General features: G+C 70.2%; 24 protein-coding genes. 17 read left to right on the top strand and 7 right to left on the bottom strand.

What is annotated here, in order from left to right; translation table 11 throughout:
* Positions 1-155: 155 nt before the first annotated feature.
* Entirely contained in the window at positions 156-836 is a 681-nt protein-coding gene (locus QNA09_RS20525; RefSeq protein ID WP_029539975.1) for a 3'-5' exonuclease, read from the bottom strand.
* A 324-nt stretch (positions 837-1,160) separates the two neighbouring features.
* On the opposite strand from QNA09_RS20525, the gene corA reads away from it, so the two are divergent.
* Positions 1,161-2,318, top strand: a complete 1,158-nt coding sequence (gene corA / locus QNA09_RS20520; protein ID WP_010593664.1) for a magnesium/cobalt transporter CorA — start codon at positions 1,161-1,163, stop codon at positions 2,316-2,318.
* Positions 2,319-2,340: 22 nt separating this feature from the next.
* On the opposite strand, the gene QNA09_RS20515 is transcribed toward corA, so the two are convergent.
* Complete coding sequence (locus QNA09_RS20515; RefSeq protein WP_010593663.1) at positions 2,341-2,949, bottom strand: hypothetical protein; 609 nt, start codon at positions 2,947-2,949, stop codon at positions 2,341-2,343.
* Between the two features lie 99 nt (positions 2,950-3,048).
* Here QNA09_RS20515 and QNA09_RS20510 point away from each other — a divergent pair, with 99 nt between their 5' ends.
* From QNA09_RS20510 to QNA09_RS20460, 11 genes are all read left to right on the top strand, one after another.
* Complete coding sequence (locus tag QNA09_RS20510) at positions 3,049-4,116, top strand: ATP-dependent DNA ligase (RefSeq protein ID WP_017680797.1); 1,068 nt, start codon at positions 3,049-3,051, stop codon at positions 4,114-4,116.
* Positions 4,117-4,149: 33 nt separating this feature from the next.
* A complete protein-coding gene (locus QNA09_RS20505; protein ID WP_040274821.1) occupies positions 4,150-5,175 on the top strand; it encodes a DNA polymerase domain-containing protein in 1,026 nt (341 codons plus the stop codon).
* A 144-nt stretch (positions 5,176-5,319) separates the two neighbouring features.
* Positions 5,320-5,847: a DUF6764 family protein gene (locus QNA09_RS20500; RefSeq protein WP_010593659.1), complete on the top strand. Its 528-nt coding sequence runs from the start codon at positions 5,320-5,322 to the stop codon at positions 5,845-5,847.
* A gap of 82 nt (positions 5,848-5,929) precedes the next feature.
* Positions 5,930-7,138 carry a serine hydrolase gene (locus QNA09_RS20495; protein WP_010593658.1) on the top strand — a complete coding sequence of 403 codons (1,209 nt, stop codon included), beginning with the start codon at positions 5,930-5,932 and terminating at the stop codon, positions 7,136-7,138.
* A gap of 50 nt (positions 7,139-7,188) precedes the next feature.
* Positions 7,189-7,404 (top strand): dodecin, encoded by a 216-nt coding sequence (locus tag QNA09_RS20490; RefSeq protein ID WP_010593657.1) that lies wholly within the window; start codon positions 7,189-7,191, stop codon positions 7,402-7,404.
* Between the two features lie 121 nt (positions 7,405-7,525).
* A complete protein-coding gene (locus QNA09_RS20485; protein ID WP_010593656.1) occupies positions 7,526-9,205 on the top strand; it encodes an FAD-dependent oxidoreductase in 1,680 nt (559 codons plus the stop codon).
* A 145-nt stretch (positions 9,206-9,350) separates the two neighbouring features.
* Positions 9,351-10,259: an Ig-like domain-containing protein gene (locus QNA09_RS20480; protein WP_010593655.1), complete on the top strand. Its 909-nt coding sequence runs from the start codon at positions 9,351-9,353 to the stop codon at positions 10,257-10,259.
* 112 nt (positions 10,260-10,371) lie between these two features.
* Positions 10,372-11,430: a carbohydrate ABC transporter permease gene (locus QNA09_RS20475; RefSeq protein WP_203011152.1), complete on the top strand. Its 1,059-nt coding sequence runs from the start codon at positions 10,372-10,374 to the stop codon at positions 11,428-11,430.
* Entirely contained in the window at positions 11,427-12,314 is an 888-nt protein-coding gene (locus QNA09_RS20470; RefSeq protein ID WP_040274788.1) for a carbohydrate ABC transporter permease, read from the top strand. The genes QNA09_RS20475 and QNA09_RS20470 overlap by 4 nt, the downstream gene beginning before the upstream one ends.
* Before the next feature lie 19 nt (positions 12,315-12,333).
* The gene (locus QNA09_RS20465) at positions 12,334-13,641 is read left to right on the top strand and encodes an ABC transporter substrate-binding protein (RefSeq protein WP_010593652.1); all 1,308 of its coding nucleotides are present in this window, start codon (positions 12,334-12,336) and stop codon (positions 13,639-13,641) included.
* Positions 13,642-13,649: 8 nt separating this feature from the next.
* Positions 13,650-14,780 carry an ABC transporter ATP-binding protein gene (locus QNA09_RS20460; protein WP_203011151.1) on the top strand — a complete coding sequence of 377 codons (1,131 nt, stop codon included), beginning with the start codon at positions 13,650-13,652 and terminating at the stop codon, positions 14,778-14,780.
* Between the two features lie 73 nt (positions 14,781-14,853).
* Here the strand turns inward: QNA09_RS20460 and QNA09_RS20455 are convergent, their stop codons facing one another.
* The gene (locus QNA09_RS20455) at positions 14,854-15,468 is read right to left on the bottom strand and encodes an NAD(P)H-dependent oxidoreductase (protein ID WP_308072050.1); all 615 of its coding nucleotides are present in this window, start codon (positions 15,466-15,468) and stop codon (positions 14,854-14,856) included.
* A 142-nt stretch (positions 15,469-15,610) separates the two neighbouring features.
* On the opposite strand from QNA09_RS20455, the gene QNA09_RS20450 reads away from it, so the two are divergent.
* Entirely contained in the window at positions 15,611-16,015 is a 405-nt protein-coding gene (locus QNA09_RS20450; RefSeq protein ID WP_017680791.1) for an OsmC family protein, read from the top strand.
* 86 nt (positions 16,016-16,101) lie between these two features.
* On the opposite strand, the gene QNA09_RS20445 is transcribed toward QNA09_RS20450, so the two are convergent.
* The 3 genes from QNA09_RS20445 to QNA09_RS20435 all read right to left on the bottom strand — a co-directional run bounded on the left by QNA09_RS20445 (position 16,102) and on the right by QNA09_RS20435 (position 20,786).
* Positions 16,102-17,391: a serine/threonine-protein kinase gene (locus QNA09_RS20445; protein WP_026137767.1), complete on the bottom strand. Its 1,290-nt coding sequence runs from the start codon at positions 17,389-17,391 to the stop codon at positions 16,102-16,104.
* A 154-nt stretch (positions 17,392-17,545) separates the two neighbouring features.
* Positions 17,546-19,033: an NAD(P)/FAD-dependent oxidoreductase gene (locus QNA09_RS20440; protein WP_308072049.1), complete on the bottom strand. Its 1,488-nt coding sequence runs from the start codon at positions 19,031-19,033 to the stop codon at positions 17,546-17,548.
* 532 nt (positions 19,034-19,565) lie between these two features.
* Entirely contained in the window at positions 19,566-20,786 is a 1,221-nt protein-coding gene (locus QNA09_RS20435; protein WP_010593646.1) for a glycosyltransferase, read from the bottom strand.
* A 349-nt stretch (positions 20,787-21,135) separates the two neighbouring features.
* Between QNA09_RS20435 and QNA09_RS20430 the strand changes: the two genes are divergently transcribed.
* Positions 21,136-22,227, top strand: coding sequence for a hypothetical protein (locus QNA09_RS20430; protein WP_040274798.1), 1,092 nt, complete (start codon positions 21,136-21,138; stop codon positions 22,225-22,227).
* Positions 22,228-22,236: 9 nt separating this feature from the next.
* Here QNA09_RS20430 and QNA09_RS20425 read toward each other — a convergent pair whose 3' ends face one another.
* Positions 22,237-22,611 (bottom strand): DUF1330 domain-containing protein, encoded by a 375-nt coding sequence (locus QNA09_RS20425; protein WP_010593643.1) that lies wholly within the window; start codon positions 22,609-22,611, stop codon positions 22,237-22,239.
* Positions 22,612-22,756: 145 nt separating this feature from the next.
* Here QNA09_RS20425 and QNA09_RS20420 point away from each other — a divergent pair, with 145 nt between their 5' ends.
* The 3 genes from QNA09_RS20420 to QNA09_RS20410 are packed head-to-tail and all read left to right on the top strand — an operon-like array spanning position 22,757 to position 26,205.
* Positions 22,757-23,200, top strand: coding sequence for a response regulator (locus QNA09_RS20420; RefSeq protein WP_010593642.1), 444 nt, complete (start codon positions 22,757-22,759; stop codon positions 23,198-23,200).
* A 51-nt stretch (positions 23,201-23,251) separates the two neighbouring features.
* Entirely contained in the window at positions 23,252-25,720 is a 2,469-nt protein-coding gene (locus QNA09_RS20415; protein ID WP_102031657.1) for a molybdopterin oxidoreductase family protein, read from the top strand.
* On the top strand, positions 25,717-26,205 hold the full coding sequence (locus tag QNA09_RS20410) for a hypothetical protein (protein WP_010593640.1): 489 nt from the start codon (positions 25,717-25,719) through the stop codon (positions 26,203-26,205). The genes QNA09_RS20415 and QNA09_RS20410 overlap by 4 nt, the downstream gene beginning before the upstream one ends.
* Positions 26,206-26,257 lie beyond the last annotated feature (52 nt).

The raw sequence follows: 26,257 nt of genomic DNA, 5'->3' as shown, positions 1-26,257 counted from the left end.
TTCTACACGAAACCGCAGGTCAGCCCCGCCGTGACATGACGGGGCCGACCCACGATTCTGCAACAACCCCCTACATCGATGCGATGTGACATTCGGTCGCCCCGCCGGGCGGTGTCGTGAGGGTCGACGTCGAAACCCGGGCGCGGCAACAGCTCTCAAGCGATACCGCGAATGGGCCACTGCGGGTCCACATCCGACACGTCGCGCCCGAGACCCGCGAGATACTCGGCGAACGTGCGTTGCCGCTCCGCGTGCCAGGCCGCCTGGTCCGTCATGATGTCCAGGTCGGCGAGCTGCGGGAAGCGGGTGCACAGCGCCCGCGCCAGTTGCCCCGCCGCGAGGGCGTCCGCCTCGGCCTGATGCGCGGCGGTCAGCGCGATGCCGTACGCATCGCAGACCGCCTGCAGGGTGCGGCTGCCCTCGCGGTCGCGGTCCATCTCGCGGTCGACGACGTACGGGTCGAACACCAGGCCCGTCTCGAGTCCCGGCAGGCCCAGCCGGCGGCCCTCGGCGTCGACCACCGTGAGGTCGTAACTGGCGTTGAACGCCACGACGATGTGATCGCGGACCCACGCCTCGCACAGCGCCTCGCGGATCTGGGTGTAGCCGGCCGTGTACTCGAGGCCCTCGGCGCGCGCCCGCTCCGTGGTCACGCCGTGGATCGCCGCCGTCTCCTCCGAGATCTCGATGCCCGGATCGAGCAGCCACGTCCGCGACGAGACGGTGTCGCCGTCGAGGACGACGACGGACGCAGTCACGATGCGCGCGACCCGCGGATCGCGGTCGGTGGTCTCGAGGTCGAACGCGCAGATCGGTCGATCGGGCCAGTGCGTCATCGGGGGGTCCTGTCGTCGGTCGGTCGGGTCGGTCACGGCGATTGTGGCCGCAGCCACCGACACCGCGCGCGGCGCGACGCCGTGCACGGGACCGGCTGGCTCCGCACGGCACGAAGGCGTACGCTGCTGGGGGTTCGTCAGGCCCCCGGCACGGTTCCGGGTGATGTGGAGGAGGTGGGACTCGCGATGCGCAGTCGACCTCCGAGTACCAGCTGACGGCAGCCCGTACGCGCCCTGTCGGTGCGCGACGGTTGCCGTCGCGTGTGCGTCCCACGGCGACCACCCTCGCCGTCGCCCTCCGTGCCTCCGAAAGGCCGTGCCGACATGCTGCCCAACCGTTCCGTCCGTGCCCTGCTGCCGCGTCGCTCCGCCCCGGCGACCACCGACCCGTCCGCCGGTTTCGGCGCGTCCCTGAATCCTGCCGCCGCGCAGAGCCCCGGCCGGGACGGTGCGGCGCGGGCGGAGAACAGCATCGTCGACAGCGCGGTCTACCGGGACGGCCGCCGCGTCGCGTCGCCGGCGACACTCGCGCAGGCCCTCGATTGCCTGCCCGAGCCCGGTTCGATGGCCTGGATCGGGATGTACCGGCCCACCGACGCGCAACTCCATGCCGCCGCAGAGCAATTCGGACTGCACGAACTGGCCGTCGAGGATGCCATCGCCGCCCACCAGCGCCCGAAGCTCGAGCGCTACGGCGACACCCTGTTCGTCGTGCTGCGCGCTGCCCGCTACGTCGACGAATCCGAGCGGGTCGACTTCGGTGAGGTGCACGTCTTCGTCGGACCGACGTTCGTGCTGACGGTCCGGCACAGCGAATCGCCCGACCTGTCGGCGGTGCGGGACCGGATGGAGAGCGAGCCCGATCTGCTGCGGCTCGGTCCCGAGGCGGTTCTCTACGCGATCCTCGACGCCGTCGTCGACGGGTACGCTCCGGTGGTCGCGGGCCTGCAGAACGACATCGACGAGATCGAGACGGAGGTCTTCAGCGGGGATCCCGGGGTCTCGCGCCGCATCTACGAACTCTCCCGCGAGGTCATCCAGTTCCAGCGCGCGGCCAAACCGCTGCTCACCGTGCTGTCGGGTCTGTCGTCGGGCTTCGCCAAGTACCGCACCGACGACGAACTGCAACGCTACCTGCGGGACGTCACCGACCACGCGACGACGGTCGTCGAGCAGGTCGACAGCTTCCGGCAGTTGCTCGGCAACATCCTCACGGTCAACGCGACGATGGTGTCGCAGATGCAGAACGAGGAGATGCGCAATCTCAGCCGGGCGAGCATCGAGCAGAACGAGGAGATCAAGCGTATCTCGGCGTGGGCGGCAATTCTGTTCGCGCCCACGCTGATCGGCACGGTCTACGGGATGAACTTCGACACCATGCCGGAATTGCATTGGGCCGCAGGCTATCCCATGGCCCTGTTGATGATGGTCATGACGTGCGCGGGTCTCTACGCGATCTTCCGCCGCCGCGGCTGGCTGTAGCCGGCCGCGGCGGACGGCGGCCTCAGAGCGTGTCGGTGCAGACCACGAAACGACGCTCGCTGTAGACGAATCCACCCTCGGAGACGGAGCAGTCGTTCACGTTGTCGGTGTTCTGCAGGATCTCGGTGACCTTCTCCGTTTCGGGGCCGGGTGCGGCGCAGTCGATGCGCTGCGGGTCCTCGCCGGAGATGTCCATGCAGCTGTCGACCACCCAGTCGACGTCGAGGCACAGGGCACCCACCTCGACCCCGGCGGAGGACTCGTAGTAGGTCTGGTCGGCGTCCGAGACGCACTGATCGCTCGTCTCGACGATGTCGATCACCTTGTAGTTCGAATCCATGCTGCCGCAGGTCGCATTCTCGATGGTCGCGTCGTCGACGGTGCCACCGAGGCGCACGCAGTCACCGATCTCGACGTCGATGTCCAGACCGGAGGAGCCGGGGGACGTCGGTGCCGTGGTGGTGGTCGGACGGCCGGTGGTCGTCCGGGTATCCGATGCGCTCGCCGACGTGGTCTCGGACCCGGGCTCGGGCACCGCCCGGGGCTCGACGTCCGATCCGCACGCGCCGAGCACCAGAGCCGCCGCAGCCACCGCGACGACGGTGCCGCTCACCCGTCGAATGAAGTTCATGGGGGGAGAGTACGGAATGTCCGCCTCGGGCGGGAACCGTAGGGCGATTTCTCACAGATCCGGCGGGCACGTGTCGGCCCCGGGTGCGACCATGAGCCGGTGCAGCTGCCAGTCGAACCGCCGATCGCACCGATGCTCGCCAAGGCCGTGCCCGAGGTTCCGGCCCAGCCTGCCGACGGCGACCCCGAGTGGTCGTACGAGCCGAAGTGGGACGGCTTCCGGGCTGTCGTGTTCCGCGACGGCGACGAGGTGGTGCTGAGCTCGCGGGGCGGGAAGGACCTGGTGCGCTACTTCCCGGAACTGACCGCCGCGGTGCGGGCGGAGCTGCCCGCCCGGTGCGTGGTCGACGGGGAGATCGTGGTGCCGCGCCCGCACGACGGCCGCAGCCGGCTCGACTGGCAGGCCCTGTCGGAGCGTATCCACCCGGCGGCGAGCCGCATCGCGCTGCTCGCCGAACAGACCCCCGCGCAGTTCGTCGGCTTCGATCTGCTCGCCCTCGGCGACGAGAACCTGATGGAGACGCCGTTCGCGCGGCGCCGGGAGCGGCTGCGGGCGGCGGTCGGGGGCGGCCCGAGCTGCCATGTCACCGCCGCGACCCTCGACGCGCAGATCGCCGGCCGATGGTTCGCCGAGTTCGAGGGCGCCGGCCTCGACGGGGTCGTCGCCAAGCGTCTCGACGGACCCTACGTGCCGGACAAGCGGGAGATGCGCAAGGTCAAGCATGCCCGCACCGCCGACTGTGTGCTCATCGGCTACCGCCCGCACAAGAGCATCGACGGGGTCGGGTCCCTGCTGCTGGGGCTGTACGACGGCGGGGACGAACCGGTGATGGTCGGGGGCGCGTCGGCGTTCACCGTCGAGCAGCGCCAGGAGTTGCTCGCCGACCTCGCGCCGCTGCGGGTCGGTGCCGACGTCGTCGCCGAGGGCGAGCCGAGCCGGTGGCGGACGGCCGCGGACCGCCGTTGGATACCGCTGCGGCCCGAGCGGGTCCTGGAGGTGGCCTACGACCAGATGGAGGGCAACGCGGAGGCCGGCCTGCGGTTCCGGCACGCGGCCCGGTTCCTGCGGTGGCGGCCCGACCGCGATCCGCGCAGCTGCACCTTCGAGCAGTTGGACGTGCCGGTGCGGTACGACCTCGCCGACGTCCTCGACCGGACAGGAGTGTGACCTGCGGTGCCCGACGCGAAGCGCTCTCCCGCGATGGAACTGGACGTCGGCGGTGTGCCCGTCCGCCTGTCCAACCCCGACAAGGTCTACTTTCCCCGCCTCGGTGAGGCCGGCAGCAAGCGCCGCCTCGTCGAGTACTACCGGACCGTCGCGACGGCCGGCTCGGCGCCGCTGCTGCAGGCGCTGCGGGAGCGGCCCACGCACCTGCAGCGGTTCCCGGACGGGATCGAGGGCGAGGAGATCTACCAGAAGCGGGTGCCTGCCCGCCGGCCCGACCACATCGCGACATGCGAGGTCACGTTTCCGTCCGGCCGCACCGCCGACGTGCTGCGGGTGCGCGCCGCCGCGGACGTCGTGTGGGCGGCGAACCTGGGCACCGTGACGTTCCATCCGTGGGCGGTGCGCTGCGGGGACGTCGACCGCCCCGACGAGTTGCGCATCGATCTGGACCCGCAGCCGGGGACCGCCTTCGACGACGCCCGGGCGGTCGCCCTCGAGGTGCTGCGGCCGCTGCTCGACGAACTGGGTCTGGTCGGGTTCCCGAAGACGTCGGGGGGCCGCGGCCTGCACGTGTACGTGCGCATCGTCCCGGAATGGGACTTCGTCGGTGTGCGCCGCGCCGGGATCGCCCTGATGCGGGAGGTGGAACGTCGCAGCGGCGGACGGGCCACCACCGCGTGGTGGAAGGAGGAGCGTGGGCAGCGCATCTTCCTCGACTTCAACCAGAACGCCCGGGACAAGACGATCGCATCGGCCTACTCGGTGCGGCGCACCCCGATCGCGACGGTGTCGACACCCCTGACGTGGGACGAACTCGCCGACGCCGACCCGGACGATTTCACGATCGCGACCGTGCCGGGGCTGCTCGAACGCCGCGGTGACCCGATGGCCGCGATGGACGAGACCGCGCAGACGCTCGACGTGCTGCTCGAGATGGCCGAGCGGGACGCCGCCGCAGGCCTCGGCGACCTGCCCTACCCGCCCACCCACCCGAAGATGCCGGGCGAGCCGAAACGGGTGCAGCCGTCGCGCGACACGGATCGCAAGCGGCCCGGTTAGGCATTCCGCTGGGCGTAGTCACCGGAGCGGTGACGTCCCGTGACCGCATCGATGCCCGCCCACCCGGTGAACCGGTGCGCGTCTCCGTAGACTCCCCTGAGGGGATTCGGTTTGCGGGGGACGAGGCCGGAGGAGGCAGTCACCGTGTCGGTGGTAGCGGATGCACGGAAGTCGGTTCGGGTGCTCGGCGGTGGTGCGGTGGTGGTCGCGGGTGTCGCGGCCGCACTCGTCGCGGCACCGCCCGCCCAGGCGGTGACGTGCGCGGCGCCCCCGGGTTCGGCGACCTCGGTCACCCAGCTCGACGGGCGGACCGCGTGCGGTGCGGTCGCGGATGCGCCGAGCGGCGCGTGGGGCTACGGCGACGGCGGAGTCGGCTTCGCCGACGCCCGCACCGGGGCGCGCGTGCTCGCGGCCGGACTGGCTGGGGGTGTCGGGGCGGGCGAAGCTGCGGGAGGTCCTCTCGCCGCCGTCGGCTACGGCGAGAACGCCCTGGCACTGGGGATCGTCGAGGAGCCCGCGGCCGCGCTCGTCGTGGCCGGCCCGCAGTCCCAGGCGTTCATCGGTGACCTGCGCGATCCGGTGCTGTGTGAAGGGTCCGCCGCGACCGCGGTCAACCTCACCACGGGACGGGGCTGCGTCGTGCTGGGGACGTTCCGGTACGTCGCCCCCTGACGGGACCCTTCGGCAAAACCCGTTCGGGAACGGACGCTGCGACGTAGCCTGGCGGCACGAAGTCGACTGGGAGGTATCACGGATGACAGCCCGACCGGTGCGGGGCGCGGCGGCGGTCCAGGACCCGCCGCCGACCGAGATGCACGTCGACCGGCGATTCCTGCCGCTCGCGGATCGCTTCTTCGACCTGTACCGGCTGCCCCGGCACGGCGGCGGTGCCCTCGCCGCCTACCTGGACGGCGAGAAGGTACTCGACATCTGGGCGGGCTGGGCCACCCGCGACCGGCGGTGGAACCGCGACACGGTGTCGCTGTCCTTCTCCACCGGCAAGGGCGTGGCGTCGACCGTGGTGCACCGCCTCGCAGACCGCGGCCTGATCGACTACTTCGCGCCGGTCGCCCGGTACTGGCCGGAATTCGCGGCGGCCGGTAAGGAGCACGTCACCGTCGCGGACGTCCTCACCCACCGGGCCGGACTGCACCGGGTGCGCAACCTGCGGCCCGGCCGGATGGGCATCGTCGACTACGACGCGACGGTTCGTGCGCTGGCGGCGGCGCCGCCCGATTCTCGGCGGCTGAGCGGACCGGGGTACCACGCGGTGACCTACGGCTGGCTCGTCGCGGAGATCGTGCAGCGGGTGACCGGGCTGCCGTTCGTCGACGTCGTCCGGCAGGAGATCGCCGAACCCCTGGGCACCCCCGAATTCTGGTTCCGGGTTCCGGAGGACCAGCGGCACCGCATCGCCAAGCTGTTCCCGCGGATCAATCCCGCCGGACTGCACTGGGGGATGACCGCTTCGGTGCTGTCGCGGGTGAGCCTCACCCGCGGTCTCGCGGAGGCTGCGATGCCGGAGGAGTTCGACGAGCTGGTGCGTGATCCGTCGGTGCACGACGCGGTGATGCCCGGGTGGAACGGAGTGTTCTCGGCGCGGGCGCTGGCACGGATGTACGGGGCGATCGCCGCGGGCGGCACGATCGACGGAGTGCAGTTCCTGAAGCCGGAGACCGTCGAGGCCATGAACGAGGTCCGGGTACGCGGGCGCGACTACGTGCTCGGCGTCCCGATGGCGTGGCGCCTCGGCTACCACCAGCCGGTGTTCGTCAGCCGGGAACGGCCGCGCGGGGCGCTCGGCCACTACGGGGTCGGCGGTTCGGGCGCCTTCGCCGACCTCGACACCGGCCTGTCGCTCGCGTTCACGACGAACCGACTGGGCAGCGGCCCGATCGCGCTGGGCGATCTGCGGCTCGCGCGACTGGGTGCGGTGGCGCGTGAACTCGCCCGTCGCGCGTGAGAGGACGGCCACGAGTGTTCGAAGCAGTTCGATACGGAGGGAGCGAAGCTGTGAGCCACGTGTACCGGGTGATCGAGGTGGTGGGGTCGTCGACGGACAGCGTCGACGACGCGATCAAGCAGGCCGTCGCGCGGGCGGCGGAGACCACGCGCCATCTCGAGTGGTTCGAGGTGATGAACGTCAGGGGCCACATCGACGACGGGGCCGTCGCGCACCTCCAGGTGACCGTGAAGATCGGCTTCCGTATCGAGCCGAGCGACGGCTGACCCCCGGCGCGGGGGACACGCCGGGAGAGCAGGTGCAGCGAACCGGATCTCGACCGGAATTGGAACACGTTATAGTCTGGGGGGGTCGTCGAACCCCCGGCACTTCAGGCAGGTATCCACCGTGGTTTACGTGATCACCCAGGCGTGTTGCAACGATGCCTCGTGCGTCGAGGTCTGCCCCGTCAACTGCATTCACCCCACGCCCGACGAGGCGCCGTTCGCCACCACCGAGATGCTCTACATCGACCCGGACACCTGCATCGACTGCGGCGCGTGCGTGGACGAATGCCCGGTGGACGCGATCTACGCCGACAACGAGCTTCCCGCCGAGCACGAGCCGTACCTGAAGATCGCCGAGGACTACTACCGGCGCTACCCGATCGGACCGGACTGGCCCGAGGAGCGCGACCGCACCAAGATCCCCGCCGAACTCGGCTCCCTGCGGGTCGCGATCGTCGGTTCGGGCCCGGCCGCCTGCTACGCCGCGCTGGAGCTGACCAGCCGGTCCCGCGTCGAGGTCGACATCTTCGACCGTCTGCCCACCCCGTACGGACTCGTCCGCGCCGGTGTCGCCCCGGACCACCAGAGCACCAAGTCCGTCGGTGAGCTGTTCCGCAGCGCCCTCGGCCACAAGAAGAGCCAGTGCTGGTTCAACGTCGAGGTGGGCACCCACATCAGCCACGAGGAACTGCTCGCGCACCACCACGCCGTGATCTACGCCGTCGGTGCCGCCGCCGACCGGCACCTGGACGTGCCCGGCGAGGACCTGCCCGGCTCGCACGCCGCCACCGAGTTCGTCGCCTGGTACAACGGGCACCCCGACTACGCCGACCGCACCTTCGACCTGTCCGGCGAACGCGCGGTGATCATCGGCAACGGCAACGTCGCCCTCGACGTCGCGCGGGCACTGGTCGCCGACCCGGACGAGCTGGCGAAGACCGACATGGCCGATCACGCCGTCGCCGCCCTGCGCGCGTCGAACATCCGCGAGGTCGTCGTCGTGGGACGGCGCGGACCCGCCCAGGCCGCCTACACCAATCCGGAACTGCTGGCCCTCGGTCAGCTCCGGGGCGTCGACGTCGTCGTCGACCCGGCCGACGCCGAACTCGACCCGGCCAGCCGGGCCCTCGTCGACGACCCCGCCGTCGAACCACGGATCGCACTGAAGGTCGAACAGGTCCAGGGCTTCGCCCGCCGGACCCCGACCGAGGACAACAAGCGGATCGTGCTGCGCTTCCTCGCCGCACCCGTCGCGCTGAACGGGGACGGCCGGGTCGACTCGATCACCCTCGAACGCACCGAACTGGCCGAGACCAACGGCCGCCTCGAGGCGCACCGCACCGGGCAGACCGAGACCCTGCCCACGGGCCTGGTCCTGCGGTCGGTCGGCTACCGGGGGCGTCCCGTCGCCGATCTGCCGTTCGACGAGACGCGCGGCATCCTCCCCAACGAGGAAGGCCGGGTCGTGGACCCGGAAACGAACGAGCCCCTGCCCGGGGTGTACACCGCAGGCTGGATCAAGCGCGGGCCCACCGGCGTCATCGGCACCAACAAGCAGTGCTCCGCGCAGACCGTCGAGCATCTGGTCCAGGACTTCGTGGCCGGCCGCCTCGTCGCCCCCGTCGCCGACCGGGAGAAGCTCGCGGCGCTGATCTCCGAGCGCCGGCCGGACTATGTGGACTACCGGGGCTGGCAGCAGATCGACAAGCAGGAACGCGCCCGGGGCGGTGCTGTGGGCCGCTCCCGCGTGAAGTTCGTCGCTGTCGACGATCTCCTCGCTGCCTCCCGAATCGAGTCCTGACCTGGCGTCGAGCTCCCGACGGGCCACCCGGACGGGCGCGGTCGAATTGCCCGCCCGCAGGTGTGCTGTGTCTAATGGGTGCGCCAAGTCGTCGCTGTCGGGGCGGACGTGGGTGCGACGGCACGAACGAACGATGGGTTGTCGAATGTTCGAGAAGAAGGGTCGGCCGAACAGTCGCGGCCGCGCCGGACGCTGGTCCGGCCGTGTCGTCACCGCGCTGGTGGGCGTCGGCGCCGCCACGCTCACCATGACCGGACCCGCCGCCGCGGTACCCCTGTGGCCCGGCGGACCCGAACTGCCGAGCGTGCAGGAACTCGTCGAACGGCTGCCCGGCCAGGCGCCGGAACCCGCCCCGTTCTCCGCACCGTCGATCAACCCGTCGAACGGTGAGACGGTGGGCGTCGCGCAGCCGATCATCATCCGCTTCGACGAGCCGATCACCGACCGCGCCGCCGCCGAGCGGCACATCGAGGTCCAGGCCGACCCGCCCGTCGACGGGCACTTCTACTGGGCGTCGGACCGGCAGGTGCGCTGGCGGCCCTACGAGTTCTGGCCCGCCCACACCCAGGTCACCGTGAACGCCGGGGGCACGCAGTCGTCGTACACCGTCGGCGACGCGCTGATCACCGTCGCGGACGACGCCACCAAGACCATCACCGTCACCCGCAACGGTGAGGTCGTCAAGACCATGCCGACGTCGTTCGGCAAGCCGGGCTACGAGACGCCCAACGGCACCTACATCGTCGGCGAGAAGTTCCGTGACATGTACATGGACTCGTCCACGTACGGCGTGCCGGTGGACTCGCCCGAGGGGTACCGCACCTACGTCGAGTACGCGACCCGCATCTCCAACAGCGGCATCTTCGTGCACGCGGCGCCGTGGTCCGAGTGGGCGCAGGGCAACACGAACGTCAGCCACGGTTGCCTGAACGTGAGCACCGAGGACGGCCGCTGGTTCTTCGAGAACGCCCGGAAGGGTGACCCGGTGATCGTGCAGAACACCGGGGGCGGCATCCTCAACGGCTGGGACGGCCTCGGTGACTGGAACCTCTAGCCGGACAACGGCCGGCGCCGGCGAGCACTTCGTACCTCGACGGTGACGAGAGTACTCGTCGGCGCCAGACCGGCGTAACCTCCGGTTCGTCCGCGGCAGACACACTGCCGCAGTGCGCTCGAGTCCGGAAAGAGTACTGCCCCGAACCGACCGGGGTCCGTGGGGACGCCCGTGGGGCGACTACGCGCTGTTCGCCGCGCTGATCGGACCGAATCTCGCGCTGCTGGTCCTGTTCACGTACCGGCCGCTCGTCGACAACATCCGACTGTCGTTCTTCGAGTGGAACATCTCGAGCCCCACCGCGACGTTCGTCGGACTGGGCAACTACCGCGAGTGGTTCGGCCGTGCCGACACGTGGCAGATCGTCGGCAACACCGTCGTCTTCACCGTCGCGACCGTCGCGGGCTCCATGCTGCTCGGACTGGCGCTGGCTCTGCTGCTGGACCGGAAACTGCTGGGCCGCAACCTCGTCCGGTCCGCACTCTTCGCTCCGTTCGTCATCTCCGGTGCCGCGGTGGGGGTGGCGTTCCAGTTCGTGTTCGATCCCAACTTCGGCCTCGTCCAGGACCTGCTGGGCAGGCTGGGGCTCAACACCCCGGACTTCTACCAGGATCCGGCCTGGGCGCTGGTGATGGTCACCCTCACCTACCTGTGGAAGAACCTCGGCTACACGTTCGTCATCTATCTGGCGGCCCTGCAGGGCCTGCGTCCCGAACTGTCCGAGGCCGCCGCGATCGACGGCGCCTCGTCGTGGACGGTCTTTCGACGCGTCCTGCTGCCGCAGCTCCGTCCCACCACGTACTTCCTGTCGATCACCGTGCTGCTCAACTCCTTCCAGGTCTTCGACATCATCAACGTGATGACCCGGGGCGGGCCGCTCGGTACCGGCACCACCACGATGGTCTACCAGGTCTACAACGAGTCCTTCCGGAACTTCCGGGCCGGCTACGGTGCCACCGTCGCGACGATCATGTTCCTCGTGCTGCTGGCCGTCACGGTCTACCAGGTGCGCCTGATGGACCGCGACGACACTGCGCGCCCCGCCCGCCGTCCCCGGCGCGCGCGTGGGGGTAGGCGTGGGCGTGGGCGTGCGACCGAATGTGACACGCGTTCGATCACATCGAAGCCATGTGACATTCGGTCGGTCCAGCGGACGGGGGGTGCGGAATGACGACGCTCCTGGAGCGCCCGGTCACGACCACGGAACCGGCAGCGGCGCAGCCGTATCGGCGTCGCGAGCGCACGATCCGGGTACTCGCCTACGCCGCGATGGTCGTGGCACTGCTCGTCGTGGCGCTGCCGCTGTACTGGATCGTGGTGACCTCGTTCAAGCAGCGACCCGACATCTACACGCTGCCGGTCACCTGGTGGCCCTCCGTGTTCCATCCCCGGAACTACACGGAGGCAGTCACCTCGGTGCCGTTCGGCACGTTCCTGCGGAACTCGTTGATCATCACCACGGTGCTGTCGAGCGTGAAGTTCGTCCTCGGCATCCTGAGCGCCTACGGTCTGGTGTTCCTGCGCTTCCCCGGCAAGAACCTCGTGTTCCTCGGTATCGTCGCCGCGCTGATGGTGCCGAACCAGATCACTGTCATCTCCAACTACGCGCTGGTGGCGGAATGGGGGTGGCGCAACACCTTCCAGGGGATCATCGTGCCGCTGGCAGGTGTGGCATTCGGAACGTTTCTGCTGCGCAACCATTTTCTGTCCATTCCCGCCGAGATCATCGAGGCGGCGCGGATGGACGGGGCCGGGCACGTCCGCCTGCTGTGGCGGGTCGTGCTACCCGTGTCCGGACCGACCCTGGTCGCGTTCGCGCTCATCACCGTGGTCAACGAGTGGAACGAATACCTGTGGCCGTTTCTCATGGCCGACGACGCGTCCGTGGCGCCGCTGCCGATCGGGCTGACCCAGCTGCAGAACAACGACGGCGTCACCAACTGGGGGCCGGTGATGGCCGGCACGGTGCTGGCCATGCTGCCGATCCTCGTGATCTTCCTCGCGCTGCAACGTCACATGATCAAGGGCCTCACCTCCGGTGCGGTCAAGGGCTGAACTCTCCAGGAGCAATTTCGTGAACATCGACAGGCGTGGATTTCTGGGACTGACCGGGCTCGTCGCCGCGAGCGCCGCGCTGGCGGCGTGCGCCGGCACCGGGTCGTCCGGGTCCTCGGAATCCGCATCCGCGGCGAACACCATCAAGTTCTGGTCCAACCACCCGGGCAAGTCCCAGGACGTGGAGCGCGAGCTCATCGCCCGGTTCGAGGCGAAGTACCCGGACCTGACGGTCGACCTGATCGACGGCGGCAAGAACTACGAAGAGGTGTCGCAGAAGTTCAACGCGGCCCTGTCCGGAGGCGACCTGCCCGACGTCGTCGTCCTGTCGGACGTGTGGTGGTTCAACTACGCGCTGACCGGCGCGATCACCCCGCTCGACGACCTCTTCGCCGAGGTCGGCGTGGACACCGGGGACTACGTCGATTCCCTGCTGGCCGACTACCTCTTCGAGGGCCGTCACTTCGCGCTGCCCTACGCCCGCTCGACGCCGCTGTTCTACTACAACCGGGACGTCTGGCGGCAGGCCGGTCTTCCCGACCGCGGACCCGCCACCTGGCAGGAGTTCGCCGAGTGGGGTCCCGAACTGCAGCGGGTGGTCGGGTCCGGCAAGCTGGCACACGGCTGGGGTAACGCCAAGGACTACCTCGGCTGGACGTTCGAAGGACCGATCTGGACGTTCGGCGGAGCCTACTCCGACGGCTGGCGGCTGCGTTTCGGCGACGCGGAGACGATCGCCGCGGGTCAGTTCCTGAAGGACATGATCCACACCGGGAGGTACGCGGGCGTGTCCACGGACATCGCCAACGACTTCTCCGCCGGGATCATCGCGTCCACCATCGCCTCGACCGGCGATCTGTCCGGCATCACCGCGAACGCCGCGTTCGACTTCGGCACCGCGTTCCTGCCCGCCCCCGACGGGACGCCGGGATGCCCCACCGGCGGTGCGGGACTGGCGATTCCGGCGAACATCTCCGACGAGCGGAAGCGCAACGCGCTGAAGTTCGTCGACTTCGTCACCAACGGGGAGAACACCGCCTACTTCTCGCAGAAGATCGGCTACATGCCGGTGCGCAAGTCCGCCACCGAGGATCCCGGGATGAGAGCATTCCTCGAGCAGAACCCCAACGCCCGCACCGCTGTCGATCAGCTCGCGCGCACCCGGTCGCAGGACTACGCGCGCGTCTTCGTGCCCGGCGGCGACCAGATCATCGGCACCGGCCTCGAACAGATCGCGCTGCAGGGGGCCGACGTGCCGACGGCGTTCGGCGACGTCGCGCGGCAGCTGCAGCAGATCATCGACCGTCAGATCACCCCGAATCTGTAGGGAAAGCCTTGGCAAGCATACGTTTCCGGTCCGTCACCCACTGCTACCCCGGTGCCGATCGGCCGTCGGTGGACCGCCTCGACCTCGATGTCGCGGACGGGGAGTTCCTGGTCCTGGTCGGGCCGTCGGGCTGCGGGAAGACCACGAGCCTGCGCATGCTCGCGGGCCTCGAGGCGGTCGACGACGGTCGCATCGACATCGGTGGGGCCGACGTGACGGGACTGCCGCCCAAGGCCCGCGACGTGGCGATGGTGTTCCAGAACTACGCGCTGTACCCGAACATGACCGTGGCCGAGAACATGGGTTTCGCGTTGCGCAACGCCGGCGTCGGCAGGGTGGAACGGACGACGCGGGTGCTCGACGTCGCGCGGATGCTCGAACTCGAGCCGCTGCTCGACCGCAAACCGGGCAAGCTCTCGGGTGGGCAGCGACAGCGCGTGGCCATGGGCCGGGCGATCGTGCGACGGCCCGCGGTGTTCTGCATGGACGAACCGCTGAGCAACCTCGACGCGAAGCTGCGCGTCAGCACGCGTTCGCAGATCGCCGGACTGCAGCGGCGACTCGGCACGACGACCGTGTACGTCACCCACGACCAGGTGGAGGCCATGACGATGGGGGACCGGGTGGCCGTCCTCGACGGCGGTCGCCTGCAGCAGGTCGCCGCACCCCGCGTCCTGTACGACAACCCCGTCAACACCTTCGTCGCCGGGTTCGTCGGTTCGCCCGGCATGAACCTGCTCGACGCACCCGTCCGCGACGGCGCGGCCGTGCTCGGCGCCCTACGAGTGCCGGTTCCGGCCGACGTCGGCGCCGACCGGATCGTCGTCGGGGTGCGGCCCGAGGCATGGACCCCCGTGGGCGCGTGGCGGTCCGGGACGCTGTCCCTGACGGTGGACCTGGTCGAGCAGCTCGGCGCGGAGGCCTTCGTCCATGCGACGGCGACCGGGCCGGCCGACTGGTCGAGCGCGACGGGCAAGGTCGTCGTACGGGTGGATCGACGAGTTGCGATCGGTCCGGGGGAGCAGGTGTACCTGCTCCCGCAGCCGGGGGAGGTCTACTTCTTCTCCGCGACGACCGGTGCTCGCCTCGGTGTCGGCGACCGAATGTCACATACGTTCGATTCGATCGAACGCGTGTGACATTCGGTCGAACCGGCGGCATGCGGGCGAACCGGCGGCATGCGGGCGAACCGGCGGCATGCGGCGGGCGGGCTCAGCCCGGATACGGCGGGTACTGCCGTTCGCGCAGCACGGTGCTCAGATGGACGGCGTTCCGTGCCAGTGCCTGCGTGGTCGTGGATACCTGTTCCGGAACCTCGGACAGGTCCTTGAAATCCGTGCCGGACATCGCTTCCCCGTTCCAGTAGGTGCAGCCCTGGGCCGGGATGCTGAACCCGATGTCGTTGAGACCCTGGAACAGGTCGGCGACGATCTTGTGCGCACCGTCCTCGTTGCCCACGACCGCGGCGACGGCGACCTTCCCGACCATGCGTGGCCGGTTCTCGTCGTCGGTGCTCGACAGTTCCGCGTCGAGGCGTTCGAGCACGCGCTGGGCGACGCTGGACATGTGGCCCACCCAGGTCGGCGTGGCGACGACCAGGATGTCGGCGGCGGCGACGCGTTCGAGCAGGCCCGGCCACTCGTCGCCGTCACCCATGTCCGCCTCCACACCGGGACGGACGTCGTGGTCGACGACGCGCACCGATTCGGTGGTCACGCCGTGCCCGGCGAGCGCGGACAGGACATGCGACACCATCAGGTCGGTGCTGGACTCCGCCGGGGACGGTTTGAGTGTGCAGTTCAGGGCGAGGGCACGAAGGGTGGTCATGGGTGCGGTTACCCGGTCCGGTGGGTGTCAATCCCCGGCCGCGGGTTTCCCCGGGCTCGGTTCGGGCACCCGGGTGATCGCATCGGTGCCGTAGCGAGCGGCGCCGGCGCTCAGAGCGAAGTGCGGACCGGAGGAACACCTGATGACAGAGCCGAATTCGTATCGATACACCGCAACGGCCGAGGACACCTCGGTGCGCATCGACGGGCATTCACCGGACCTGCGCGTGACGACGCCGGACAACGCCGCCGGGTTCGACGCGGTGACGCCCGAGCAACTGTATGCGGCGGCATTGGCGGCGTGCGTGTACCAGACCCTCATCGCGACGGCGTCGGCCGGCGATCACGACCTGGGGGAGTGCGCCGTGGACGCCCGCGTCGAACTCACTTCACGGGGCAACCAGGAGTTCGATCTCTCCGCCGAGGTCGACGTGCGGCTGCCTCGTGTCGAGGATCGTGATGCCAGGGAAACCCTCGCGTTGCGGGCCGTCGAACGGTGTCCGATGGCCAAGTCGGTCCAGGTGCGACTCGCCGGCGCGCACGCGTAGTGACGAGCACGAGCCGGAACGCACGGTGACCGCGCCGTCCGGATGGAGCGGACGGTCGAGCGCTACCGCTCCGCGGCGGCCGGCGCCTACCCGGCGGGAAGGCACGGTCCGTCGGGCGGCGGGGTGTGTTCGTAGCCGGGGTAGCAGGGCAGTACCTGTGGTGCTGCGGGCGCCGGTGCAGGTGCCGGGGCGGGCGCGGGAGCCGACCCGGCGGGAAGGCACGGTCCGTCGGGCGGCGGGGTGTGCTCGTAGCCGGGGTAGCACGGCAGAACCTGTGGTCCTGCGGGCGCAGGTGCCGGAGCCGGGACGGGGGCAGGGGCAGGAGCCGGCGGTGCCGATCGAGGCGCCGGCCTCGCGGGGGCGGCGTCCTGGGGTGGAACTTCGCCGTCCTGGGCTGGAACCTCGGCAGCCTGGGACTCCGTCCGAGGTGGCGTCGGCTCCTGTTCCGCGGCTGTCGAGGTGGTCGGTGCGGCCGAGGGCGTGGACGTCGGAGAGGCCGGCTGCACCGCGATGGGGACGGGCGTCGGGTCGGCGTCGTCGGACGACACGGCCCCGAGGGCCACGCCGCCGACGACGAGGACGGCGACGATCGCCGCGAGAACCGGGATCATGACGCGCCGGTTCCGGGTGAGCGGAGCGACCGCGGGAACGGACCTGCCGGTGGGATGTGACGGCGCGGCCGCGGCGCGTGCCGCCGCGGCCAGCTCGCTCACCGATCCGTAGCGCCGCGCGGGTTCGGGTGCGGTTCCGCGTGCGACGACCTCGACCATGCCGGCCGGAAGATCCGAGACCGCCGACGACGACTGCGGGGCCCCCGCTCGTCCACCCGAGGACTGGAAGAGTCTGCCGGTGAGGCATTCGTACAGCACCGTCGCCAGGCCGTAGACGCCCGTCGCCGCGCCGGGATGCGGGGGGAACCCGACGTCGGTGAGGAGAACATTTCCGTCGCCCTGCACCAGGACGTTCGCCGACGTCACTTCCTGTTCGACCAGCCCGGCCGCGTGCACGGCCTCGAGCGCCGACGCCAATTGCTCGACGACACCGACTGCCCGCGGGACGTCCATCGCGCCGGTGGACCGGAGCATCGTCTGCAGATCGGTGCCCTCGACGACGGGCGTTGCGAGGAAGAGCCGGGTGCCGATCTGCCCGAAGTCGTGGATCGGGAGCACACGAGGGTTCCGGATCCGGGCGGCGATCTCGGCTTCGCGTTCGAAACGAGCGCGGTACTCGTCGTCCTCGGTCACCTCGGGTGGCAGCGCCCGCACCGCGACGTTCCGGCCGGTGGTGGTGTCGAACGCGGCCCATACCTCGCCCGTCGCGTCCACCGACAGTGGACGGTCCAGGCGATACCTGCCGAACAGGGCACCAACTTGCATCTGTCACTCTCCGCCCCTGGAAGTAGCTGTGGCTGCGGATCCGTGCACCGGAAGGATCGACCGCCTCCTCCACCGGAAGTCTATGCGGCGGATGTGCGCAGTGTCGCGCTCGGCCTCGAACCGCGCTCCTACGCTGGTTCTTTCGCCCGCGACCTCAGGCCACCGACTGCGCCGTTGCCGGAAGCGCTGCCCGGGAGAAGCGCACGGCGCCGTCCTCGAGTCGTCCGCGGCGCATCATCACCAGGTCCCGGACGTAGTTCTGGAACAGCCGCCACGGCGCCGCGGGGCCCTGCCTGGGCATCGAATCGATGCTGCGCAGGACGTACCCGGACGCGAGATCGACCAACGGGGACGTCGCGGTCGTGGTCGCGGGGGCCGTCGGGGTGCAGTAGGCGTATCCGCGGGCGTCCATGTGGCGCAGCAGGCGGCACACGTATCCGGCGACGAGATCGGCCTTCAACGTCCACGACGCATTGGTGTATCCGACGGTGAATGCGAGATTGGGCACCCCGGAGAGCATCATCCCCTTGTACGCCAGCGTCTTTCCCATCTCGACGTCGCGACCGTCGACGCTCACGGCCATCCCGCCGAGCAGAAGCAGGTTCAGTCCCGTCGCGGTGACGATCACGTCGGCGGCGAGTTCCTGCCCGGATTCCAGGCGGATCCCGTGTTCGGTGAAGGTGTCGATCGTGTCGGTGACGACCGTCGCCCGGCCCTCCCGCAGCGCCCGGAACAGGTCGCCGTCGGGCACGAAACAGACGCGCTGGTCCCACGGGTCGTATCGCGGCCGGAAGTGCACGTCCACCTCGTAGTCCGCGGGCAGGTGGCTCTGCACGCCCTTGCGTAGCAGCCGCTTGACCAGATCGGGCCGGCGCCGGCTCAACTGGAAGAAGGCCATGCTGCCCAGCACGTTCGCCCAGCGGACGATAGGGTAGGCCAGCTTCAGCGGTATCCGGCCGAGCAACGCGCCGGCGACCGGGTCGATCGAGGGACGCGACATGACGTAGCTCGGAGAGCGCTGCAGCATCGTCACGTGTGCGGCCGTCCTCGCCAGTGCCGGGACGAGAGTCACGGCGGTGGCGCCGCTGCCGACGACGACGACGCGCTTGCCGGTGCAGTCCAGGTCCTCTGGCCAGTGCTGTGGGTGTACGAGGGTGCCGGTGAACCGTTCCACGCCGGGAAACTCGGGGGTGTAGCCCTCGTCGTAGCGGTAGTAGCCCGAATTGACGAACAGGAAGCCGCACGTGAGGCGAACTCGTTCCCCGGTGTCGGTGCGCTCGGCCGTCACGGTCCAGCGGGCGGCCGGCGTGGACCATTCGGCGCGGACCACGCGATGCCGGAACCGGACCTTCTCGTCGATGCCGCGATCCCGTGCGGTGCGGCGGACGTAGTCGCGGATGGACGGGCCGTCGGCGAAGGTCTCGGGCTCGGCCCACGGCTCGAACGAGTACCCCAGGGTGAACATGTCCGAGTCGGACCGGATGCCCGGGTAGCGGAAGAGGTCCCAGGTGCCGCCGATGACGTCGCGTGCCTCGAGGACGGTGAAGGTCTTGTCCGGGCATTCGTCCTGCAGGTGACAGGCCGCGCCGATACCGGAGAGTCCGGCGCCGACGATCAGGACGTCGACGTGTTCGTCGTGCATCGCGCTTCTCCGTTCCCGGGGGTCTGGGCGACCGGGGCAGCTGACGCAGACACTACCAACGCGCCGAGCACTCGGCGGCGACGCCGCTGTGGAATCAGCGGCGACGCCGCTGTGACATCGGCGGCGACGCCGCTGTCGTATCGGCGGTGATGCCGCTGTGGAATCAGCGGCGACGCCGCAGCGCCCCCTGCAACGCTGCGGTGCCGCCGATACCTGCTGCCAGCACGAACAGCAGCAGGACGACATTGGCGGTCACGGCTGCACCTGCCGTGCCGCGCTTCGGAGACCGCACCCGCGGGGTGTGGTCAGGATGGCGAGCAGATGGACCATGGCTGTTCCTCCGTCGACACTTCCGACTGCTGGAGCAACGCCCGTCCGGGCAGGGAGCGCAGCAGTCGCCTCTACGAGACGAAACCGGCTGCTTCTCAACCTTGTTTGCAAGAGTAACGTCTCCGCGGCGTGCCCGTAGGCCGAATCCGTGAAGATTCCGTGAAGATCCCGGAAGTCCCGTCGCGGCCGTGGCCCGAGCATCTCAGCGGGCTCCGGAGCGTACGGACCGCACCGACCGCGGATCCGCCGGGACGCACCTCTCGTAGGTGCGCACGGCGTCGGCCGCGGAACGGTCCCACGAATAGCGGGTGCTCGCCCGGTCGTGGCCGGCGAGACCGAAGGCGGTGCGCTGGACGTCGTCGGTGAGCAGGGTGTGTACCGCCGCCGCGACCGCGTCGGCCGCGTGCGGGGGCACCAGCGTGCCCGTGACCCCGTCGACGACCGTGTCGAGCAGGCCGCCGACCGCGGTGGCCACCACCGGCCGCCCGCATGCCATGGCTGCGAGCGGCACCAGGCCGAGCGGTTCGTACCAGGGCGTGCATACGACGACGTCCGCCGACCGCAACAGCGCCGGCATGTCCGTCCGGGACACGTGCCCGGTCATGTGCACCCGGTCGAGCACGCCGTGGTCCCCGGCGACGGCGCGCAGACGTGCGGCCTCGTCGGGGGCGCCGTCGTCCGCCGGTCCGCCGGCGATCACCAGTTCCGTGCCGGGGAGCAGGGCCAGCGCCCGGATCGCCACGTCGAAGCCCATCCGCGGCACGAGCGGCCCGACAGCGACGATGCGGCGCCCCGGCCCGCGCGCCGGAGCCTCGGGGCCGGTGGGCGCGAACTGCGCGAGGTTCACCCCGCAGGGCACGACGGACGTGCGGGTGCGGGGCAGGCCCAGCGCGGCGAGCTCGAACACCTCGTCCGTGCAGGTCGCGGCGACCCGGCTCGCGCCGCGCGCCAGGAGCCGCTCGATACGGATCCGGTTCGGCGACCCGGTCTGCGCCCCGCCCCGGTGCCGGCTCTCCACCACACCCAGGGTGTGGAAGGTCTGCACCGTGGGCACCGTGACGGTGCGGGCGGCGAGCTGCGTCGCGATCCCCGGCATCCAGCAGTGGGCGTGGGCGACGTCGGGCCGATCCCTCGTCCATTCCCGTTCGAGGAAGGTACCGAGCTCACCCATCCGTGGGAGCAGCTCGTCCGCCGGCAGCGGAGCCGGCGGACCGGCGGGGACGTGGACCACCTCGTACCCGTCGTCGGTCGGGACTCGCTCGGGTATGTCGGGGTCGTCGCGACGGGTGTAGACGGTCACGTCGTGTCCTGCGCGCACCAGCGCCGCCGACAGCTCGGCGACGTGCACCTTCCGGCCGTCCGCATCGACGTCGCCGGGGACCGTGAAGGGGCTTGCGTGATCGGACACCATCGCGATCTTCATGGCCCTTCCCTTCTGCGGATCGTCGTGCCCGTCGCCTCGCCTGACAGCGCCTCGCCTGACAGCCTCGTCGCGCCGCCCGACCGCGCGTACGACCCGCGGACCCACCGCCGGTCGTGGTGCAGGTCCGGACTCCGAACGTGCGGGGGCATCACGTGCGGGGGCATCGACGAGCCGTGGACGTGCCACGACGGCACGTTCACCGAGGACGCCATGGGTGCAGGGTTGCCGATTCTGCGGCAGGTAAACCGCGCGGACGGAAATTGCCGCCGGATCGGTGCGGGCACGTTTACTCGCGTGGGTCGGGGGCACACGAATCGAGAGACCGTGAGGCACCGACGAAGGAGTAGCTGTGCACGCCGATCGATTCGCAGACTTCACCACCGCGACCGGCCCGTTCGCCTCGGTGTACTACGAGGATTCGCACGCGACCGAGGATGCCGCAAAGGTTGCGGAACTGACCTGGCGTTCCATCGCGGAGCAACTGGAACAACTCGGGACTCCGCAGGCCGTGCTCGGCCACGTCGAGCGCGCGGTGACCGAGGCGCCGGCGGCGGTCGGCAGCGGTGGCCGCGCGATCGTCGCGAACCCGGACGGGGTACTCGTGCACGAGCGGCTCGTGCGCCCGCCGCTGCGCACCGAGGTGCGACTGTCCGACATGCCTTACCTGCTCCCGCTGGTGGAACACGGCACGAGCGGCCGGCCCTACCTCGTGGCCGCCGTCGACCACGCGGGCGGCGACCTGACCGTCTACGACCGGCACGGCGGCGTGCTCCACGAGGAGACGGTCGCCGGGGAGGGCTACCCGATCCACAAGGCGGCCGGCGCCCAGTCGCCCGGTTACGGGGATCCCGAACCCAACGTCGAGGAGCAGCGGCGCCGCAACATCGCCGCCGCCGCCGACCGCATCACCGAACTGGCCGACGAGCACCACGCCGAGCCGGTGTTCGTGATCGGCGAGGTCCGCTCCCGCACGGACCTGGCGGAGGCCCTGCCCCAGCGCACCGGCGACGTCCTGGTGCAGGTGCAGACCGGTTCTCGCGCCGACGGCTCCGACCGCGAGCGGATCCGGGATGTCATCCAGGAGGAACTGGCGCAGCGTCGCCTCGCCGAGATGGACGACGTGGCCGAGCGCTATCGGGCCGGCGCCGGAACCGGCCTGGCCGTCGAAGGGGTGACCGAGGTGACGGCGGCGCTGCGCGAACGGCGGGTCGACACGCTGATCCTGGGGGACCTCGACGACACCACGGTGCTCGTGGGCGACGACCCGTCGCTCGTGGCTGCCGACGCAGGAGCGCTGTCCGAGATGGGTTCGGGCAGCGAGCGCGTCTGCCGCGCCGACGAAGCCCTGCCGTTCGCGGCCGTGGCCACCGGCGCCGCCGTGCTCCGCATGGACGAGCGCCTCACGCCGGCGGACGGCATCGGCGCCCTGCTGCGCTACTGACGGCCGGTGTCAGGACTGCACCGGCCACGGCACCGTCGCCTGCAGGACAGCCTCCTGCAGCGCGTCGGTGCGCCACGCCGTGACCCGCTGGTACTCGGGGTCGGCGACCATCTCGGAGAAGGCACGCCGCGTCGGGTAGCGCACGAGCAGGACCGCGTCCCAGTCCTGCCCGGTCTCCGCCACGAGCGCGGTCGACCCGTCGCCCGCGTAGAGCACCTCGCCGCCGTAGCGCGGCAGGAACGTCTCGTGGAGGGCGTCGGCGTAGCGGGCGTAGATCTCGCGACCACCGGTGCCGAACCGCAGCAGGTTCAGCATCACCACCGGCCCGCCCGGGTCCTCGGCGAGAAAGCGCTTCAGGTCGGCACCACGTGGATCGACAGCCATGTTCCGGAGTCTGGCACAACATCGGACACGCCGTGCTCTCCGACTGCCGGCGCGGCGGCCGGTCATGGGGGCCGAACCGCAGTCGCTGCCGTACCGCGTACGGTCGGAGAACGTTCCGTGCACCCCTGGTTCAGGAGCCCACCACATGACCGAGCCCGCCGAACCCATCGTCGTTCTGCTGGTCGAGGACGACGCCGGCGACGAATTGATGACCCGCGAGGCCCTGGAGGACCACAAACTGGCCAACGCACTGCACGTCGTACGCGACGGTGAGCAGGCGTTGAGCTTCCTCTTCCGGCGCGACCCCTACGCCGACGCGCCGCGGCCCGATCTGATCCTCCTCGACCTGAACCTGCCCCGCTACGACGGCCGGGAGGTCCTCGCACAGATCAAGGCCGACCCGGAACTGCGGCACATCCCGGTGGTGGTGCTCACCGCCTCCGCCGCCGAGGAGGACCTGCTCCGCAGCTACCGGCTGCACGCCAACGCCTACATCACCAAGCCGGTCGACTTCCCGCAGTTCGCGGAGGTGATCCGGCGGATCGACAACTTCTTCCTCCACATCGTGCGCCTTCCTCGTTCCCACTGAGTTCCGTCGGCGGCAGGTTTGGTTCGTTGCGCAGGGGGTAGCGCCTCCGGTATGACGCGTACGGACCGGATCCGGGACCCGTGGGGTGCTCGCACTCCCTACGGTCCCGGTGAGACGTGGCCGACCAGGGTGGACATGTATCTCGCCGAGGGGGTGGACGAGGACGACGTCGACACCTGGGTGCAGTCGGCGACGATCCTGCACTCGAACGGGGACGGGCTGGACATCGCCGTCGAGAACGGGCGCATCGTGGGCGTGCGGGGCCGGGCGGTCGACCGGGTCAATCACGGCCGGCTCGGTCCGAAGGACCTGTTCGGCTGGCAGGCGAACCATTCGCCGGATCGGTTGACCACACCGCTGATCCGGCGCGACGGTGCGCTCGTGGAGACGGACTGGGACACGGCGATGGACGCCGTCGCCGGGCGCACGAAGGAGTTGCTGGCCGAACGCGGTCCGAGTTCGATCGGCTTCTACACCACCGGTCAGCTCTTCCTCGAGGAGTACTACACGCTGGCGCTGATCGGACACGGCGGCATCGGCACCAACCACATGGACGGCAACACCCGGCTGTGCACGGCGACGGCGGCCGCGGCGCTGAAGGAGTCCTTCGCGTGCGACGGTCAACCGGGGTCGTACACCGACATCGACCACGCCGACGTGATCGCCCTGTACGGGCACAACATGGCCGAGACCCAGAGTGTGCTGTGGACCCGGGTGCTCGACCGGCTCGCCGGCCCGAACCCCCCGGCGATCGTCTGCGTCGACCCGCGGGAGACGCCGGTGGCGCGCGCGGCCACCGTGCACCTCGCACCCCGGCCCGGCACCAATGTGATGCTGATGAACGGGCTGCTGCACGAGATCGTGCGGCACGGCTGGATCGACCGCGACTACGTCGACGCCCACACCGTCGGCTTCGACGAGCTGGAGAAGCAACTCGAGGGCTACCCGGCGGAGAAGGTCGCGCAGGTGTGCGACGTCCCGCTCGCCGACCTGCGGGCGGCCGCCCGGCTCCTGGGCACCGCCGAACGGTTGCTGTCCACCGTGCTGCAGGGTTTCTACCAGTCCCATCAGGCCACCGCCGCTGCCGTCCAGGTGAACAACGTGCACCTGATCCGCGGCATGCTCGGCAAGCCGGGGTGCGGGGTGCTGCAGATGAACGGCCAGCCCACGGCGCAGAACACCCGCGAGTGCGGGGCCGACGGCGACCTGCCGGCGTTCCGGAACTGGGCCAACGACGAACACATCCAGGAGCTGGGGCGGGTGTGGAACATCGACCCGATGCGGATCCCGCACTACACCGCGCCCACCCACCTGATGCAGATGATGCGGTACGTCGAGGACGGTTCGATCCGGTTCCTGTACGTCAACGGCACCAACCCGGCGGTGTCGTTGCCGGAACTCGGCCGCATCCGCGAAATCCTGTCCCAGAAAAGGCTTTTCCTCGTCGTGCAGGACATCTTCCTGTCCGAGACCGCGCAACTCGCCGACGTCGTGCTGCCGGCCGCCACGTGGGGGGAGAAGACCGGCACGTTCACCAATGTCGACCGCACCGTGCACCTGTCGGAGAAGGCCGTCGACCCGCCCGGGCAGGCCCGGCCCGATCTGGACATCTTCCTCGACTACGCCCGCCGGCTGGGACTGCAGGACAAGGACGGGCAGCCCCTGGTCAAGTGGTCCACGCCGGAGGAGGCGTTCGAAGCCTGGAAGCAGTGCACCGCGGGACGGCCGTGCGACTACACCGGCCTCTCGTACGACAGGCTCCGCGGCGGCAGCGGCATCCAATGGCCCTGCAACGACGAGCACCCCGACGGCACCGAGCGCCTCTACGCCGACGGGAAGTTCTGGAGCGCACCGGACTACTGCGAGAGCTACGGCCGCGACATGGTCACCGGCGCCCCGCTCGAACCGACCGAGTACAAGGCGATGAACCCCCTCGGCAAGGCCGTGATCAAGGCAGGGGAGTATCTGCCCCCGCACGAGGTGGTCTCCGAGGAGTTCCCCTACCTGCTGACCACCGGGCGGACCCTGTATCACTTCCACACCCGTACCAAGACCGGGCGGGCGCCCCAACTGCAGAACGCCGCCCCCGAGGTGTGGGTGGAGATGTCCGCCTCCGACGCCCAGCGGCACGGCTGGGGGGAGGGCGACCTGCTGCGCATCACCACCCCGCGTGGCCGGGTGGAGGCACGGCTGCGGATCAGCGGCATCCGTCCCGGCGTGCTGTTCCTGCCGTTCCACTACGGCTACTGGGACACCCCCGGCGGGCACGAGCCGGGCGACGCCGAGGGCCGCGCCGCCAACGAACTGACCGTCACCGACTGGGATCCGGCGTCGAAACAGCCACTGTTCAAGACCGGCGCCGCCCGGGCCGAGCGTCTCCTGGCCGGGGACGGCACACCGTCCGCCGCGCCGACGACCACCGCCTCACGACCGGTGGGCACCGACGTTCCCGACACCGTGGGCGGTCCTGCCGGCACCGCGACCGAGACCGTCGTCGACACGAGCGGAGGCGCATCGTGAACAAGGTAGGTCTGGCAATCCGCGAACTGCACCGCGCCGAGAACGACCTGGCGGGGGAATTGCTGCAGATCTCGGACCGGCAGAAGGCCGACCACGAGATCTTCTACCTCGGAAGGGATCTCGCGCGCTGGTCCCAGGAACACGTGCGCGAACTCGCCCGGGTCGGGCGCGACTACGACCTCGACCTCGACGCCGAACCGGAGGACGACCACACGATCCTGGCCCGCCTGCGGCAGAAGGGCAGCGAACTGCTCGGCCGGCGCCACGAGCCCGGCCTGCTGCTCCTGCACGACCTGCGCGAGATCCACCGGATGGCAGCCGGGGTCTCACTGGACTGGGAGATCCTGGCCCAGACCGCGCAGGCCATGCAGGACCGGGAACTGCTCGCCACGGCCGAACGCTGCCACCCGCAGACCCTGCGTCAGTTGCGCTGGGCCAACGCGAAACTCAAGGAGAGCGCCGCGCAGATCATGGTCACGGGCTGACCGGTACTCGTCCACGAGCACCGACTCCCGTGGTGAAGACAATTCCGCGGGA

It is taken from the genome of Rhodococcus sp. AH-ZY2 (genome assembly GCF_030916465.1).
GTDB classification, from domain to species: domain Bacteria; phylum Actinomycetota; class Actinomycetes; order Mycobacteriales; family Mycobacteriaceae; genus Rhodococcus; species Rhodococcus ruber.
Note: the sequence above shows the minus strand (reverse complement) of the source record. Positions and strands in the feature narration are given on the sequence as shown.

Bases quoted from the DNA above. Each gene is read 5' to 3' on its own strand.
- QNA09_RS20525 (WP_029539975.1), bottom strand. From the start codon at position 836: ATGACGCACTGGCCCGATCGACCGATCTGCGCGTTCGACCTCGAGACC.
- corA (WP_010593664.1), top strand. From the start codon at position 1,161: ATGCTGCCCAACCGTTCCGTCCGTGCCCTGCTGCCGCGTCGCTCCGCC.
- QNA09_RS20515 (WP_010593663.1), bottom strand. From the start codon at position 2,949: ATGAACTTCATTCGACGGGTGAGCGGCACCGTCGTCGCGGTGGCTGCG.
- QNA09_RS20505 (WP_040274821.1), top strand. From the start codon at position 4,150: ATGGAACTGGACGTCGGCGGTGTGCCCGTCCGCCTGTCCAACCCCGAC.
- QNA09_RS20495 (WP_010593658.1), top strand. From the start codon at position 5,930: ATGACAGCCCGACCGGTGCGGGGCGCGGCGGCGGTCCAGGACCCGCCG.
- QNA09_RS20480 (WP_010593655.1), top strand. From the start codon at position 9,351: ATGTTCGAGAAGAAGGGTCGGCCGAACAGTCGCGGCCGCGCCGGACGC.
- QNA09_RS20470 (WP_040274788.1), top strand. From the start codon at position 11,427: ATGACGACGCTCCTGGAGCGCCCGGTCACGACCACGGAACCGGCAGCG.
- QNA09_RS20455 (WP_308072050.1), bottom strand. From the start codon at position 15,468: ATGACCACCCTTCGTGCCCTCGCCCTGAACTGCACACTCAAACCGTCC.
- QNA09_RS20450 (WP_017680791.1), top strand. From the start codon at position 15,611: ATGACAGAGCCGAATTCGTATCGATACACCGCAACGGCCGAGGACACC.
- QNA09_RS20445 (WP_026137767.1), bottom strand. From the start codon at position 17,391: ATGCAAGTTGGTGCCCTGTTCGGCAGGTATCGCCTGGACCGTCCACTG.
- QNA09_RS20440 (WP_308072049.1), bottom strand. From the start codon at position 19,033: ATGCACGACGAACACGTCGACGTCCTGATCGTCGGCGCCGGACTCTCC.
- QNA09_RS20435 (WP_010593646.1), bottom strand. From the start codon at position 20,786: ATGAAGATCGCGATGGTGTCCGATCACGCAAGCCCCTTCACGGTCCCC.
- QNA09_RS20425 (WP_010593643.1), bottom strand. From the start codon at position 22,611: ATGGCTGTCGATCCACGTGGTGCCGACCTGAAGCGCTTTCTCGCCGAG.
- QNA09_RS20420 (WP_010593642.1), top strand. From the start codon at position 22,757: ATGACCGAGCCCGCCGAACCCATCGTCGTTCTGCTGGTCGAGGACGAC.
- QNA09_RS20415 (WP_102031657.1), top strand. From the start codon at position 23,252: ATGACGCGTACGGACCGGATCCGGGACCCGTGGGGTGCTCGCACTCCC.